The following is a 14202-nucleotide window of genomic DNA, read 5'->3' on the forward strand; positions in this document are numbered from 1 at the left end:
GTGCCACTATAATAAAAGCATCAGACAAGGGAGTGCAATTTGAAAAAGAGAAGGGATGGAAGGTGAAAAAGTGGGGGAAGTAATTCTGACGATGAAGGATATCGATAAATCCTTTCCCGGTGTCCACGCTCTGAAAAAAGTAAGCCTGGAAGTCCGCCGGGGCGAGGTCCACGCGCTGATGGGGGAAAACGGCGCCGGTAAATCCACGCTTATGAAAATCCTGACCGGTATTTATTCCAAGGACAGCGGCCGGATTATGTATGAAGGCCGGGAAGTGGCATTTACCAATCCCAGGGAAGCCCAGGATGCGGGAATTGCCATTGTGCATCAGGAGCTGAATATGATGCAGCAGCTGACAGTGGCCCAGAACATATTTATCGGACGGGAATTTATGAAGGGAAAAATCATAGATGACGGAAAGATGAATGAGGAGGCCGGGAAGCTGTTTGAGAAGCTGAATATCGAAATCGATCCTTCCCAGGTTATGGGGGATCTGACTGTCGGAAAGCAGCAGATGTGTGAAATAGCCAAAGCCATTTCCAGAGACGTGAAGGTGCTGGTATTTGATGAGCCTACCGCGGCGCTGACGGATTCCGAGATCAACGAGCTGTTCAAAATCATAAGGGATCTGCGGGCAAAGAACATTGGCATTATCTATATTTCCCACCGTATGGATGAGATTAAAATCATCACGGACCGTGTGACCGTTATGCGGGACGGCGAATATGTGGGGACTTTAATCAGTAAGGATTGTACCAAGGATGACATTATCAACATGATGGTCGGCCGTACCATTTACGAGGATCCCAAGACGGCAAGCAATGTGCCGGAGGATGCGCCGGTGGTGCTGAAGGTAGAGCACCTGCAGGCGGGAAAGATGGTGCAGGATATCAGCTTTGAACTGAAAAAAGGAGAAATCCTCGGCTTTTCCGGCCTGATGGGGGCGGGAAGGACGGAAACGGCAAGAGTCATTTTCGGAGCCGATAAAAAGGAAAGCGGAGATATTTATGTTAACGGCAAAAAGGTGGAGATACACAGCCCGCAGGATGCGGTGAAGGCTGGTATCGGATATCTGTCCGAGGACAGGAAGCGCTACGGGGTGGTACTGGACAAAACCATAGCGGAAAATACCACCATGGCGTCCCTTGAAAAATTTGTAAAAGGTATCTTCATCAACAGAAAGAGCGAAGAAACAACGGCCCAGGATTATGTGGATCGGCTGAATACTAAGACACCTACGGTGAATACACCCACACTCAGCCTGTCCGGGGGCAACCAGCAGAAGGTGGTAATTGCCAAATGGCTGGTGCGTGACTGCGATATCCTGATTTTTGATGAGCCCACCAGAGGAATCGACGTAGGGGCTAAAAGTGAAATCTATCATTTGATGAGCGAACTGGCCGCTTCCGGAAAATCCATCATCATGATTTCTTCCGAACTGCCGGAAATCCTGCGTATGAGCGACAGGGTCATGGTGATGTGCGAGGGAAGAAAGACGGCGGAAATTCCAATTGAAGAAGCGTCACAGGAAGCGATTATGCAGGCTGCTACGGTCGGTATGTAAAGGGGGAGGAAACAAATGGCGAAAACAACAAATAAGGAGGGGGCTTTTCAGAAAAACCCTCTGGCTAAATTTGCAAAGTCCGTGGGGACGCAGAGGCTCATCGCCCTGCTGGCCCTCATTATCATTTACCTGGTGTTCGGATTTATCAATCCGGCATTCCGGTCTTATGCCACACTCGTTAATATTTTTGATGCATCCTATTACATAGGGCTGATGGCAATCGGCGTTACCTTTGCCATCACATCCGATGGTATCGACCTTTCTATCGGGACCGTGCTCACCTGTTCCGCGCTGATTTCCGGACAGCTGATTACCAAATACCATCTGCCCGTAGCGCTGGGCCTCCTGGTGTGTATCCTTATCGGCAGCCTGTTCGGCCTGCTGAACGGCCTGATGGTATCCTATATGCATCTGCCGCCGTTCATCGCCACCCTGGGTTCCATGATGCTTTCCAAGGGCCTGGGTTCCATTTTTACCAAAGCGCAGAGCGTTACCTGGCCGCAGTCCAGCCAGGCGGAAGGGTGGTTCCGCAATATTTTTAAAATCAACCAGAACGGAGTGCTGATACCTACAGGATTTATCCTCTTGATTATCGTGGCTGTCATTGCCTCCATCCTGTTGAATAAGACCCGGCCGGGGCGTTATATCGTGGCACTCGGCAGCAACAGCGAGGCGACAAGGCTCTCCGGCGTTAATATTGCCAAGTGGAGGACGCTGGCTTATGTTATAAGCGGTACGCTGGCCGGTCTGGCCGGTCTGGCTTATGCCTCCATCTATTCCACCATCCTGCCCGGGGGCGGCGGCGGATTTGAACTGGATGCCATCGCCGGCGTAGTTATCGGCGGTACCTCCATGAGCGGCGGCTACGGAACGATTTCCGGCACCCTGATTGGTGTGTTTATCATGTCCGTGCTGAAAACAGGACTTCCTTTCGTGGGGCTGCAGAGCAACTGGCAGCAGGCGGTTACCGGTGTTGTACTCGTATTCGCCGTATTTATGGATGTTATGAACAGGCAGAAAAAGAAAAAAGCCTGACAGTTTTCGTTTGTAATGCCCGTCATGCCAAATAAAAAAACAGGGGATGAGGGCTTGTTATTACAAAACCGGCAGTAAGGTTAACCGGGGGTTTACCAAATTTTAAGGAGGGTTTTTGCATGAAAAAGAAATTACTCAGTATCGCATTAGGAGCAGCCATGGTTGCAAGCATGCTTGCAGGCTGCGGAAACAGCGCCGGCACGTCGGCTCCGGCAGAGTCAACACCGGCTCCGGCGCAGACAAAAGAAGAGACGCCTGCCGCATCCACAGAGGCAGCGGCGGACACATCCGCTGACACGGCGGAGGCTTCCGCAGAAATAACAGGAAAGATTTACCTCGTATCCAAGGGCTTCCAGCACCAGTTCTGGCAGGCGGTTCTCCAGGGGGCCAATGAAGCGGCAGCAGAATATGGCGTGGAAATTGATTTCCAGGGACCGGATACCGAATCCGATATTGCGCAGCAGGTACAGATGCTGAACAATGCATTCAACAACAATCCGCCTGCAATCGGCCTGGCGGCTCTGGATACCGAAGCATGTCTGGATACCATTAAGGAAATCCAGAAGGCAGGCATCCCGATTATCGGTTTTGACTCCGGTGTACCCGGTGCGCCCGACGGAGCTATCGCAGCCAACGCGGCAACCGATAACTATGCGGCAGGCGAACTGGCTGCAGATGAAACCTACAAACTGATTAAGGATAAAGTGGCCTCCGCAACAGGTACCGTAAGAATCGGTGTCATGAACCAGGAAGCCAACTCCGAATCTATCGTACAGCGCGGCTCCGGCTTCGTTGACAAAATGAAAACTCTTCTGGAAGCAGACGGCAAGACCGTTTCCGTAGAAGGCCATGACAAATGGGCAAACAAGGTTGACGGCGCAGACGTTATTATCGATGTCGCAGTTCCCGCTTCCGTAAGTGCCGACCTGTCCTCCGTTGACGCACAGAACCTGCTGAACAAACCGGATACCATCTGCATTTACGGTTCCAACCAGTTCTCCGGCGAAGGCCTCATCAATGGCGATGCCAATATCGGCAAGCTGGGCAAGGACGTTATCGGCGTGGCATTTGACTCCGGTGTTCTTATCAAAACAGCTGTCAGAGAAGGGAAGCTGGCAGGCGCTGTTACCCAGGATCCTCTTCAGATTGGTTACAAAACCGTTGAGCTTTGTGTAAAAGCTATCAAGGGCGAGCCGGTAAGCGATGTTGACACAGGATGCCAGTGGTACACCGCTGAAAACATGGATGATCCCAAGATCGCTCCCAACCTGTATGACTGATTGATGCATCATAAGCGTTACTGTTCAATCCGTGACCGGTAACACATAAGCTTAACTTATTCCGAATATAATAAATATTGATTTTACTTATGGTATATAATAATATATAATCATGAAGTAAAAGACATAGAAAGCGGGTTTTTTACAACGGGTTTGTAAAAGCCCGCTTTTTTTGGAATAGTTAGGAGGAAAATTCCTCTGCTCACCAGAGGGTTCGCATTTTGCTCCGCAAAACAAGGAGGAATCAGAAATGGTTAAAGCAGTAGTTGGCGCTAACTGGGGTGATGAAGGAAAGGGCAAGATCACGGATATGCTGGCCGGAGAGGCGGATATCATCATCCGTTTCCAGGGAGGTGCGAATGCAGGGCATACGATTGTGAACGATTACGGGAAATTTGCACTGCACACCCTTCCTTCCGGTGTTTTTTACGGACATACCACAAGTATCATCGGCAACGGCGTCGCATTGAATATTCCGGTTCTTATAGAGGAAATCCGTTCGATTACGGATAAGAACGTACCCGTGCCCAAAATACTGGTGTCCGACAGGGCGCAGGTGGTGATGCCTTATCATATTCTTTTTGACCAGTACGAAGAGGAGCGCCTGGGCGGGAAATCCTTTGGATCCACCAAATCGGGTATCGCCCCTTTCTATTCGGATAAATACGCAAAAACCGGCTTCCAGGTCTGCGAGCTGTTTGACGAAGAAGGACTGAAAACCAAACTGGCAAGCGTATGCGAAACCAAAAATGTCCTTTTGGAGCATTTATATCATAAACCCAGGCTGGACGTGGAGGCGCTTTATGCCACCATGCTGGAATACCGGGAGATGATTGCCCCTTATGTATGTGATACCTCCGCATACCTGGATCAGGCAATCCGGGAAGGCAAAAATATTCTGCTGGAGGGGCAGCTGGGAACCCTGAAGGATCCGGATCACGGAATCTATCCCATGGTTACCTCTTCCTCCACACTGGCGGCTTACGGTGCCATCGGAGCGGGGATACCTCCTTATGAAATCAAACAGGTGGTGACTGTCTGCAAAGCCTATTCCTCCGCTGTGGGCGCCGGCGCTTTTGTATCGGAAATCTTCGGTGAACAGGCGGATGAATTAAGACGCCGCGGCGGTGACGGCGGCGAATACGGGGCGACTACGGGACGGCCCCGCCGCATGGGCTGGTTTGACTGCGTGGCCTCCCGATACGGCTGCCGGCTCCAGGGAACCACGGATGTGGCTTTTACTGTGCTGGATGTCCTTGGCTATCTGAAAGAAATCCCGGTTTGTGTGGGATATGAGGTGGACGGAGCGGTTACGACGGACTTCCCTGTGACCTGGAAGCTGGAAAAAGCAAAACCGGTGCTGGAAACCCTGCCCGGCTGGGGCTGTGACATCCGGGGGATCAGGAGCTATGAGGAACTCCCGGAAAACTGCCGGAACTATATAGAATTTGTGGAAAAGCATATCGGTTATCCCATTACCATGGTGAGCAACGGGCCGGGAAGAGACGATATTATTTACAGGAGCGGGGATGGTTCAGAATCTGGAATATTATAAGGTTTTTTATCATGTGGCCCGGTACGGTTCGCTGACACTGGCGGCCCAGGAGCTTGCCATCAGCCAGCCGGCGGTCAGCCAGTCGGTCAAACTTCTGGAAACGGCGCTGGACGTCAGGCTTTTTGTGCGCGGTGCAAAAGGCGTCAGGCTGACGAAGGAGGGTGAACTTCTGTATTCTTATGTAGCCGGAGGCTATGAGCAGATCGAAACAGGTGAAAAAAAGCTGAGGCAGATGATGAACCTGGAACTGGGGGAAATCCATATCGGCGCTTCCGATATGACCCTGCGTTTTTATCTTCTTCCTTACCTGGAACATTTCCATGAGCTCTGCCCGGGGATAAAAGTTATGGTGACCAATGCGCCCACCCCGGAAACGCTGGCTTTCCTGAAAGCCGGGAAAATTGACTTCGGTGTGGTGAGTACGCCTTTTTCCGGCGAGGGTATCCACAGCGAAACCGTCCGGGAAATTGAAGATATTTTTGTGGCGGGAAGGCGCTTTATCCAGTATAAGAACAAAACCCTGGATTTTCATGATTTGGAAACCCTGCCTCTCATCACCCTGGAAAGCAACACCAGTACGAGAAGCTGCATGGACTGCGTCCTGGCGGAAAACGGTGTGCGCATCAATCCGGAATTTGAACTGGCTACCAGCGATATGATAGTACAGTTCACCCTCCGGAATCTGGGAGTGGGAAGTGTGGTGAGGGATTTTGCAAAAGAGTATCTGGAGGACGGCAGGCTCTTTGAACTCCGGTTTAATAAATTGATTCCCAAACGCCACTTCTGCGTGGTGACGGGAAAAGGGAACCTGCTGTCCGCGGCGGCCCGCAGGCTTCTGGAATTAATAAGGACGCAGGAAGGCGGAAAGGAAAACCAATGATAAGGACAATCATATTTGATATCGGCAATGTACTCACTGTATTCGGCTGGAAGGATTTTCTGCACAGTTTCGGATTCCCGGAGGAAATCGAGGAACGGGTGGGAAAAGCGACGGTGGATAATCCGTTCTGGCATGAATTTGACAAGGGGTTCCTGAGTGATGAAGAGATGCTGGAAGGTTTTATCCGCAATGACCCTTCCGTGGAAAAGGAATTGCGGGAAATCTATATAAGCCTGCATGGGATTGTCACCAGAGCGGATTATGCCATTCCCTGGATACAGGCTCTGAAGAAGGCGGGCTATCAGGTCCTGGTGTTGTCCAACTTCTCCGACAAGGTGAAGCGTGATAACAGCGATGCCCTTGATTTCCTGGAATATGTGGACGGCGGTATCCTTTCTTACATGGATGGAGTAATAAAGCCGGATCCGGCTATCTACCGGCTTTTGCTGGATCGCTATGGACTGAATCCGGAGGAATGCGTTTTTCTTGACGACATGCAGCCAAATCTGGACGCGGCAGCCGGATTCGGTATCCGCACCATCCTTTTCCGAAGCTACCTACAGGCGAGGGAAGAACTGAAGAGGCTCGGGGTGGAAGCGTGAAGATCCTGAATATCCCGCCCGGGACGGCTGTCAGAAAAAAACAGGAGATTTTATAGGAATATAGGAAAAAATAAGGAAAAGCAGAGCAGAAAAAGAGGGCGTCCCCGGAGGGGACGGTCTCTTTTTTGGTTCATGCCTGAAGCTCCCGTATCCTTTCCCGGATTTGTGACATGATTTTGGAACGGCTCACCCCGGTATAGCCAATACGGTTTGCAATCTTTAACAGATGTTCTCTGAAAAGCTGCACGATATCCGGCTGGGATATTTCAAATACAGTAAGCGGCGGAACTGTGCGCACCAGGAGAGCCTGCTGCACGTCCTTAACCAAAAGAACCCCGTTTTCCTGTAATTTGGTATTCACGGGGATGAAGTGGTAAGTTTCACAGACTTCCATGATATGAAGAATATTCTTCAGATGCAGGATATAAAGCTCCGGTGTGTAATAAAGCGTAAGGTACTTGTCCCAATAAGACAGGATGATAGGAACGCTGCCGCTGCGGACTTCCTTCGCACTGGCGAGATAGGCAATATCTATAAATGCAGAATGATCCGGACCTTCCATCATATGTCCCGGCTCCTGCAAAAAAAGATGCCCAAGCTTTTTCCAGTCCGGGTTCTGGAACTTGTCCATGCAGCAGGCCATCAATTCAGGAGGGGCCGTGTCCGCGGATAAGGTAGCGGCCATCTGGATGCGTCCGCCGTTCAGAGAGAAAAACTTGATGAAGCATTGCATCAGCTTTTCCGGTTCTTTATATATGGTCTGCATTGGCCGGCAGAGGGATAGATAATTTTGAAACTGCATACTGTAGGCTTGTGTCAGCCTTATGTCGGTAGTTAAAATCGCGGCACTGCACTCCTGCTGTCCGGCCACGGAATCGGAGGTCATAGCTAATACGCCGGGAACCACCACAAGGGTGCGCCGGTGGACATTATCCCGTATCCGTGGATAGTAATAAGCATCTACCCGTCCTGTCATATACAAAGGAGTCCACCGGATCAGGGACTCAAATGCCAGATCAACGGAAGCAGCAGGAGGCGCTATCTGGCGGAAGCTGAAGCCGAGCTGCAGAAGAGTGAGGCCCCAGCCCTGCAGGCTGCTGTGAAACTCATAATCTTCTGAAATCCAGTCATCTGCCTCATCCGAAAAAAGAAAGATGGTACAGGGGTTTTTCAGGGAAAGCAAATGCTGATAGACAGCCCGTGCGGCGGCCCGTTTTCCCTCTTTTCCGTAATAGGCCATATGATTCGTTTTCAAATCGCAGGAAACAATAGTTTGGCTGTTATCCATCTCCCCCACATTTAAGGTTTCAAAGGTTCGCATGAAACGGCCCACCTCATCGGATTCTCCGCAAAGCCACTGATAGAGTATCTCCGATAGCTGTTCCTTCTTCATAGTCAGCGCAAGCTTGATTCCGAGCATTTCGGACAGGGCCTGCCGTTGATATTCAGTAGTGCAGCGTCTGGCGAAATAAGAGGCCATGGCTTTCATATGATCTCGGTTATGAGGGATGCCTCTTGTGCCGGTTTTAAGGCGGCTGATCAGAGAGGGATCCACCTGCAGCTCCTGAGCCAGCATCCGGTTTGTGGTTTGTGTCAGATTCAACATAAAAATCAGTTTTTCGTAAAATTGCATGTCATATCCCTCCTCTGTTTTCAGTATACACAATATTGGGAAAATGGCAAGAGAGGATGTCATTTTTAGTGACAAAAAAGTGGCATTGCCAGATTGGAAAGATAACTTGCGGATTATTGTGAAGATGTATAATATATACAATAAATTATTACAACGATGTAAATATAAATAACAAGGACAAATTAATGCTTTTTTACAAATAAGATAAGACGATTTTGCAAATGAAATTCAGATGCGGAATAGTTGTCATTTTTGTTGCAAAAAACACGTTATGAAATCGGTAGACAGAAGTATTGCCGGTATGTTGTGAGTAAAGCAAGATAAATATTATGCGGCTGGCAGTGTCTGCCGGCTATCGTAAAAACAATCATTCGTGCCGGGAGACTGAGGGAGAGTTTCCCCTCTGCAATAAGAACTTTCCGGGTGATTCATAAATAGCGGCTGCGGCTTGATCCGCAGCATGATATAAAACCGGCGGCGGGCTTTATAACTGCCGCCGGTTTTATGTGATACGGCTAGGAGGTAATACAAGTGAAACAGAAAAGAAAAAAACGTTCCCTGTCAGGCATTACAGGAGGTTTGCTGTGCCTGCTGTTTCTTCCGGTTATTATCCTGAACCTGCTGTTGATTGCCGACAGCTACATAAATCCGGAGGCGCTTCCCGGCGTTCTGGGAATAAAACCTGCTATAGTATTATCCGGATCCATGGAACCGGTAATCCGTGCCGGCGACTTGATTTTTATCCACAGCACGGAGACGGAAAAGCTCCGGGAAGGGGATGTGATTTGCTATCTGGATTCCGGCGCGGCTGTCACCCACCGCATTATAGCAATATCAACCGGAGAAGACGGTCTTTTACGGTATCAGACCAAAGGGGATGCCAATGACGCGCAGGATCGCATCAGTGTAACCGCTGATCAGATACAGGGAACATGGAAAGGAGGCCGTATAGCAGGCCTTGGCAATGTTCTATTGTTCATGCAGACGACAACGGGCATGCTCCTTTTTCTTGTTTTGCCTCTGGTTCTTTTTTTCCTTTGGGATATGGGGATCCGCTATCGGTCGGATAAAAAGGAGGCTCTCAGCAGAGCGGAACTGGAAGCCGAGCTGACAGCCCTGAAGACAGAAAAAGAGAATGCGGAATCGGCAGAGCCGTAAAAACAATTGTATGCACCGCCCATGAACGCGGGCACAGAGCAAAAATGGGCTGTACAGTACCAGGTAAGAAAGGTGTGCCTGGGATAGAGTGCCGCAGGCACACGGGAACCGTGTCTGTGCAGACAGGTCTGGTTCCCGGAAAAACAGAAAGAGAGGACGATAGCTATGAAGAAAAAATCCAATACAGCGCGTCTTGGCGCCCTGGCACTGGCGCTGACCATGGTGACCACCTGTTTGACAGGCGGGACTATGGCGAAGTATGTAACCACGGTATCGGCAACAGGGTCGGCGACGGTGGCGAAGTTTGATGTGGATATTATGGGGAATAATAGTAAATTCACAAGCGAGACGACAACGATAGATAACCTTTTTACTACCGGATGGAATGCTCCGGTGACTGGCGGTGTAAAAAAGGATATGCTTGCTCCGGGAGTCTATGGGTACTTTGATATTGTTGTAGAGAATAAGAGTGAGGTAATGGTTAAAATCAGCGATGTAAAAATCACTCCAGCAAATAACGATAAGAAGATTAGAATGAATTTTGCTTTAACCGAAGTAACAGCAGATGATAAGCCGGTGTCTTTCAACATAGAATCTGAAGATGATTTACAGAGTGGAATAGTAGAAGGCCTTGAGGGGGATATTGGTTGGCAGGAGTCTGATAAGTCTAAAAAAGTGCGTGTTTGGTGGACATGGGATGTTGGTAAGTCAGCTGAGGATGATGAAGCAGATACCGTAATTGGTAGTTATGCTACGGGAACCCCACCTACATACGGTCTGACTATTTCTATCACCGCTGAACAGGTGGTTTCCACTCCCGCTCCCTAATCACCAAAATGCTTCCGCCCCTCCTGTGCCGGGGGCGGATCTGCCGATGGCGTCCAGCCCGCGGCAAAGGGGACGGATTCCGCCCCTTTTTCCATAGGCTGAACATATCTGTTTTTCAAAAGGAGGATCTCCATGATAAAACAACATAATTGTACCTCCCGAAAAGAAAAGCAAGAGGCTGACAGGTATTCCGGCCTGCCGCTGATCCTGCTCCTTATGCTGTTAACGCTGGTTACCTCCGGCATTGCAGGCTTTATATTAGGCAATCGCTCCGGGACACCTTCACTCGGTCAGATTATAGACACGATTCTGCTGTCACCGGATTTACCGCCTGCAGAAGAAACCATACATCTTACGGGCAGGGTATTCTACACCGATGGAATGCCGGCAGCTTCCCGCAGTATGGAACTTCACAGTAATCCGCTGAGTACGGTAACCAATTCCGATGGAGGGTTCCTGTTTTCCGGTGTGCCGGAAGGGGAGCATACCATTTATGTGATGAATAGTGACGGTACGGCTGCTGCCCACAAGGAAATTGAAATCGTGCGTGACGGCAGTACTAAGACAGCCGTATCCGTGGATATGAAAACCGGAGGCGGATACCTAATCGAGCTTTCCATTGATGTAAGAATACTGGAGATTGAAATAGAACTGGATAATCATACCCTTTTTATTGACCCGGAACGAATTTCGTATGCAAACAGGGACGGTATGGTAACGACACCTGCAGGTACGGCTTCCATCCGGGATGGAGTTGTTGTTACACCCGGAGGTAATGTATATCTGCCGGACGGGAAGGTGGTCTTGCCCGGAGGGGAGGAGAATGATACCACCTATATTATTCTTGCCGATGATACGGTCCGAACGGATCAGCAGCTTTCGGCAGGGGACATTGAGGTATCCGCGGATGGGACGGTAACGCTGCCGGACGGTACACAAATCCGTCCGGGCGGTGTTATTATATCGCCCGACGGTGAGACAGAAATGCCGGGACAAAGCGGGGTGGTTATAGGAAATGGTACGGTAACTCCTATCGGGGGAAGCGGAGAGCGGAGCGATGCCGCTTCAAACGGATCGGATGTGATAACGCAGCCGGTAATACCTCCCGCAGCCGGTGAACCAGACGCACCGACAATACCAAATACACCTGCTGACGCTGCCGGACCGGAAGGCAACGAGGCAGACGGAAAGGAAAGTGCTGCGGTACCCGGCGCTTCTGCAAATCCCGGCTCTTTTGGAGAGAGCGCAGAAGGCGGGAACAGCGGGGGCCAGGAAAACAGTGATGACGGGGGCGGAGGTATTCCTGACAATACCGATAAAGGGAGCCTGTATGTAGAGGGGGCACAGAAAGACGGCAGCTATGTATCCTGGGAACAGAACAGTATCATTGATCTTTTCTATAATCCTCAGACCGGGCGAAGCGGGAGAATCGCACCAGGATCCAGCGGCTTTTATCTATTCCGGCTGAAAAATACCAGAGAAGAAAAGCTGACGGTTACATTATACCTGAAAGAAAATGCGGCTTCCTCCTATCTGCCCCTGCAGTTCACACTGAAACGGCGGGATCAGGGAGGAAACGCGAAGTCGGGTTCCTTAACCGAGGGGAAGATACTTACCCTGAATACGGCACTGGAAAAAGGAGAGGAAGCCGTTTACCAGCTGGATTGGGTATGGCCCTTTGAAAGCGGAAACGATGCGGCGGATACCGCAGCCGGAAAGCAGGGAGGCACATATACGCTGGATTTGCGTATTCATGCGGAGGGAGGAGGCTGACCAATGAAGAAATACGGGAAAATAGGTAGGGCTGCAGGAGTACTTTCCCTTATTTTATTTATGGTTTTGGTCCTTTTACAGCTCGCGGTGTCTGTTTTTTCCGGCCGGGAGCTGCCCGTACTGTTTGGGTATTCTTATCTTGCCGTTCTTTCAGGAAGCATGGAACCTGCCATATCAGCCGGGGATTTACTTGTGATCAGCCGTCAGACAGACTATGGGGAAGGGGATATTATCACATTTTCGGAGGATGGTTTTTTGACTACCCATCGAATTATGGCATTGGAAGAGGGCGGATATGATACAAAAGGAGATGCCAATACGATACGGGATATAAACCCGGTGCCGGCAGAACAGGTGCTGGGAAAGGTGGTAGGCATTATCCCGAAGGCCGGAAAGCTGTTGCTCGCTGTCCGGTCACCATTGGTTATAGCTATAGTTTTTTTGGCGGGAGCAGCAGTTTGGCTGCTAACGGATCAAAAGAAAACCGGGGAGAAAGGAGCGTGCGGATGAAAGGACAATTGTCTATGCGGCGGGCAGCTTGTTACCTGCTCTGTGTACTTTTTGCCTGTTTGCTGGTATTTGGCACAACAAACGCCCGTTTCCAAACAACCGGTATTGGTACCGGTTCGGCTCAGGCGGCAGCGGTAGCAGTGGCCGTGAATTCACAAATTGATTTGACCAGTGTACTGAAAAGTATGAAACCGGGAGAGGAAAAAAGGATTATATTTACAGTCAATAATTATAGTGGGAATGGAGAGCGGAAGGTCAGTGAAGTGGCACAGGAGTATTCCATAACCATGACTACAACAGGAAATCTTCCTTTGAAATATCAGTTGTTGGCAGACAACGTGGCACAAGATAACCCGGACACTGGATCATATGTAGATGTGGAACACAGCGCGGAAGAATCTTTCCAGGTAATCTGGAATGGCGGATATCTTCCCCATAGTGTGCAAACAGAACATACATATGAACTGATTGTGACCTGGCCCGAAACGGAAAACCAGGGAAGCTACGCGGATGAAATTGATCTGATAACCTTAACAGTTGATGCAAAACAGGCGGAAGCAAAAACGGACTGACGGGTGAGGGGGAAGGATGAAAAAAAGAGATAGAAGAAAGAAGAAAAGGTTACCGGGGATATTGATCCTGCTGGTATTGACAGAAATCATAGTCCTTGTGTTTGCCGGATATACTGCGGCCCGTTATGTATTGCAGAAGAAAGAAATGACAGTTGCCGAAGCATCGGAATTTTATTTTACCAGTGATCTGCTCAGGGAGACGACGGGGGATGGACCTGTTTATTATATAGATCCGCAGAATGCCAGATTTCAGATTATGTTATATAATTCTGCGGATTCGCAGAGAGTTACTTCCGCCGAGATAGCGTATACCGTTAAAGTTACGAACGGTGCGGCAGATAAAACGGAAGGCACAATAAAAGGCGGGATTGCAGGATCTTCCCCAATCACTGTCATTCCTGCCAAAGATGCGGAGGGGACGGTAGAGGTTACCGTCACGACAACAAAACCGTATGCCATGACTCTTTCGGCCGCCTTTACCTTAGCATTAGGCAATCAATATTCCATAGAGGATGCAGAAGGAAATATAGCGGCAGTGCTTACGATGAACTGCACAGATGATGCGAAAACCGTGAAATTGTCTTTGCCGGAAGGAGTGATACCCGATAATACGAATGACAGGGTGGAAAAAGAAGGAGAGGACTATCGTTTTCAGTCCTCCGGTCATGAGGTTTATTCTATAGTATTATTGAAAAAGGATAGTGGGATGAATTTAAGCAAATCTTTTATTCCTTTTGCAGATGAAATTAACATTGGAAATGGTTCTTAGAACTATAAGACGGTTGTATATCTTAACAGAAAAGCAGTGGTAA

Annotated in this window: 14 protein-coding genes; 12 read left to right on the forward strand and 2 right to left on the reverse strand. The window is 49.5% G+C overall.

Features of this window, described 5'->3' with window-relative positions; translation table 11 throughout:
* Nucleotides 1–70: 70 nt before the first annotated feature.
* The 6 genes from DXA36_RS18215 (at nt 71) to DXA36_RS18240 (ending at nt 6916) form a co-directional block, all read left to right on the forward strand.
* On the forward strand, nt 71–1564 hold the full coding sequence (locus DXA36_RS18215; protein ID WP_118680959.1) for a sugar ABC transporter ATP-binding protein: 1494 nt from the start codon (nt 71–73) through the stop codon (nt 1562–1564).
* Nucleotides 1565–1579: 15 nt separating this feature from the next.
* Entirely contained in the window at nt 1580–2599 is a 1020-nt protein-coding gene (locus DXA36_RS18220; protein ID WP_118680910.1) for an ABC transporter permease, read from the forward strand.
* A gap of 119 nt (nt 2600–2718) precedes the next feature.
* Nucleotides 2719–3879 (forward strand): substrate-binding domain-containing protein, encoded by a 1161-nt coding sequence (locus DXA36_RS18225; RefSeq protein WP_118680911.1) that lies wholly within the window; start codon nt 2719–2721, stop codon nt 3877–3879.
* 250 nt (nt 3880–4129) lie between these two features.
* On the forward strand, nt 4130–5434 hold the full coding sequence (locus tag DXA36_RS18230; protein WP_118680912.1) for an adenylosuccinate synthase: 1305 nt from the start codon (nt 4130–4132) through the stop codon (nt 5432–5434).
* Nucleotides 5409–6314, forward strand: a complete 906-nt coding sequence (locus DXA36_RS18235; RefSeq protein ID WP_118680913.1) for a LysR family transcriptional regulator — start codon at nt 5409–5411, stop codon at nt 6312–6314. The genes DXA36_RS18230 and DXA36_RS18235 overlap by 26 nt, the downstream gene beginning before the upstream one ends.
* Nucleotides 6311–6916: an HAD family hydrolase gene (locus DXA36_RS18240; RefSeq protein ID WP_118680914.1), complete on the forward strand. Its 606-nt coding sequence runs from the start codon at nt 6311–6313 to the stop codon at nt 6914–6916. Before DXA36_RS18235 ends, DXA36_RS18240 begins: the two co-directional genes overlap by 4 nt.
* Nucleotides 6917–7046: 130 nt before the next feature.
* On the opposite strand, the gene DXA36_RS18245 is transcribed toward DXA36_RS18240, so the two are convergent.
* Nucleotides 7047–8549 carry a hypothetical protein gene (locus DXA36_RS18245; protein WP_118680915.1) on the reverse strand — a complete coding sequence of 501 codons (1503 nt, stop codon included), beginning with the start codon at nt 8547–8549 and terminating at the stop codon, nt 7047–7049.
* A gap of 531 nt (nt 8550–9080) precedes the next feature.
* Here DXA36_RS18245 and DXA36_RS18250 point away from each other — a divergent pair.
* Together DXA36_RS18250 and DXA36_RS18255 are read left to right on the forward strand one after the other, a co-directional pair.
* Nucleotides 9081–9707: a signal peptidase I gene (locus DXA36_RS18250; RefSeq protein ID WP_118680916.1), complete on the forward strand. Its 627-nt coding sequence runs from the start codon at nt 9081–9083 to the stop codon at nt 9705–9707.
* 165 nt (nt 9708–9872) lie between these two features.
* Complete coding sequence (locus DXA36_RS18255; RefSeq protein ID WP_118680917.1) at nt 9873–10535, forward strand: hypothetical protein; 663 nt, start codon at nt 9873–9875, stop codon at nt 10533–10535.
* Here the strand turns inward: DXA36_RS18255 and DXA36_RS33875 are convergent.
* Nucleotides 10532–10654, reverse strand: a complete 123-nt coding sequence (locus DXA36_RS33875) for a hypothetical protein (protein ID WP_279221551.1) — start codon at nt 10652–10654, stop codon at nt 10532–10534. The two genes, DXA36_RS18255 and DXA36_RS33875, sit on opposite strands and share 4 nt — an antisense overlap.
* Before the next feature lie 13 nt (nt 10655–10667).
* Here DXA36_RS33875 and DXA36_RS18260 point away from each other — a divergent pair, with 13 nt between their 5' ends.
* Genes DXA36_RS18260 through DXA36_RS18275 form a run of 4 tightly spaced genes read left to right on the forward strand, consistent with a single transcriptional unit; the run spans nt 10668 to nt 14159 of the window.
* On the forward strand, nt 10668–12308 hold the full coding sequence (locus DXA36_RS18260; RefSeq protein ID WP_118680918.1) for a hypothetical protein: 1641 nt from the start codon (nt 10668–10670) through the stop codon (nt 12306–12308).
* A gap of 3 nt (nt 12309–12311) precedes the next feature.
* Complete coding sequence (locus DXA36_RS18265; protein ID WP_118680919.1) at nt 12312–12818, forward strand: signal peptidase I; 507 nt, start codon at nt 12312–12314, stop codon at nt 12816–12818.
* Nucleotides 12815–13390, forward strand: a complete 576-nt coding sequence (locus tag DXA36_RS18270; RefSeq protein ID WP_147366615.1) for a hypothetical protein — start codon at nt 12815–12817, stop codon at nt 13388–13390. The genes DXA36_RS18265 and DXA36_RS18270 overlap by 4 nt, the downstream gene beginning before the upstream one ends.
* A 16-nt stretch (nt 13391–13406) precedes the next feature.
* The gene (locus DXA36_RS18275) at nt 13407–14159 is read left to right on the forward strand and encodes a hypothetical protein (RefSeq protein ID WP_118680921.1); all 753 of its coding nucleotides are present in this window, start codon (nt 13407–13409) and stop codon (nt 14157–14159) included.
* Nucleotides 14160–14202: the final 43 nt, after the last annotated feature.

The organism is Eisenbergiella sp. OF01-20 (genome assembly GCF_003478085.1).
Classification (GTDB): domain Bacteria; phylum Bacillota; class Clostridia; order Lachnospirales; family Lachnospiraceae; genus Eisenbergiella.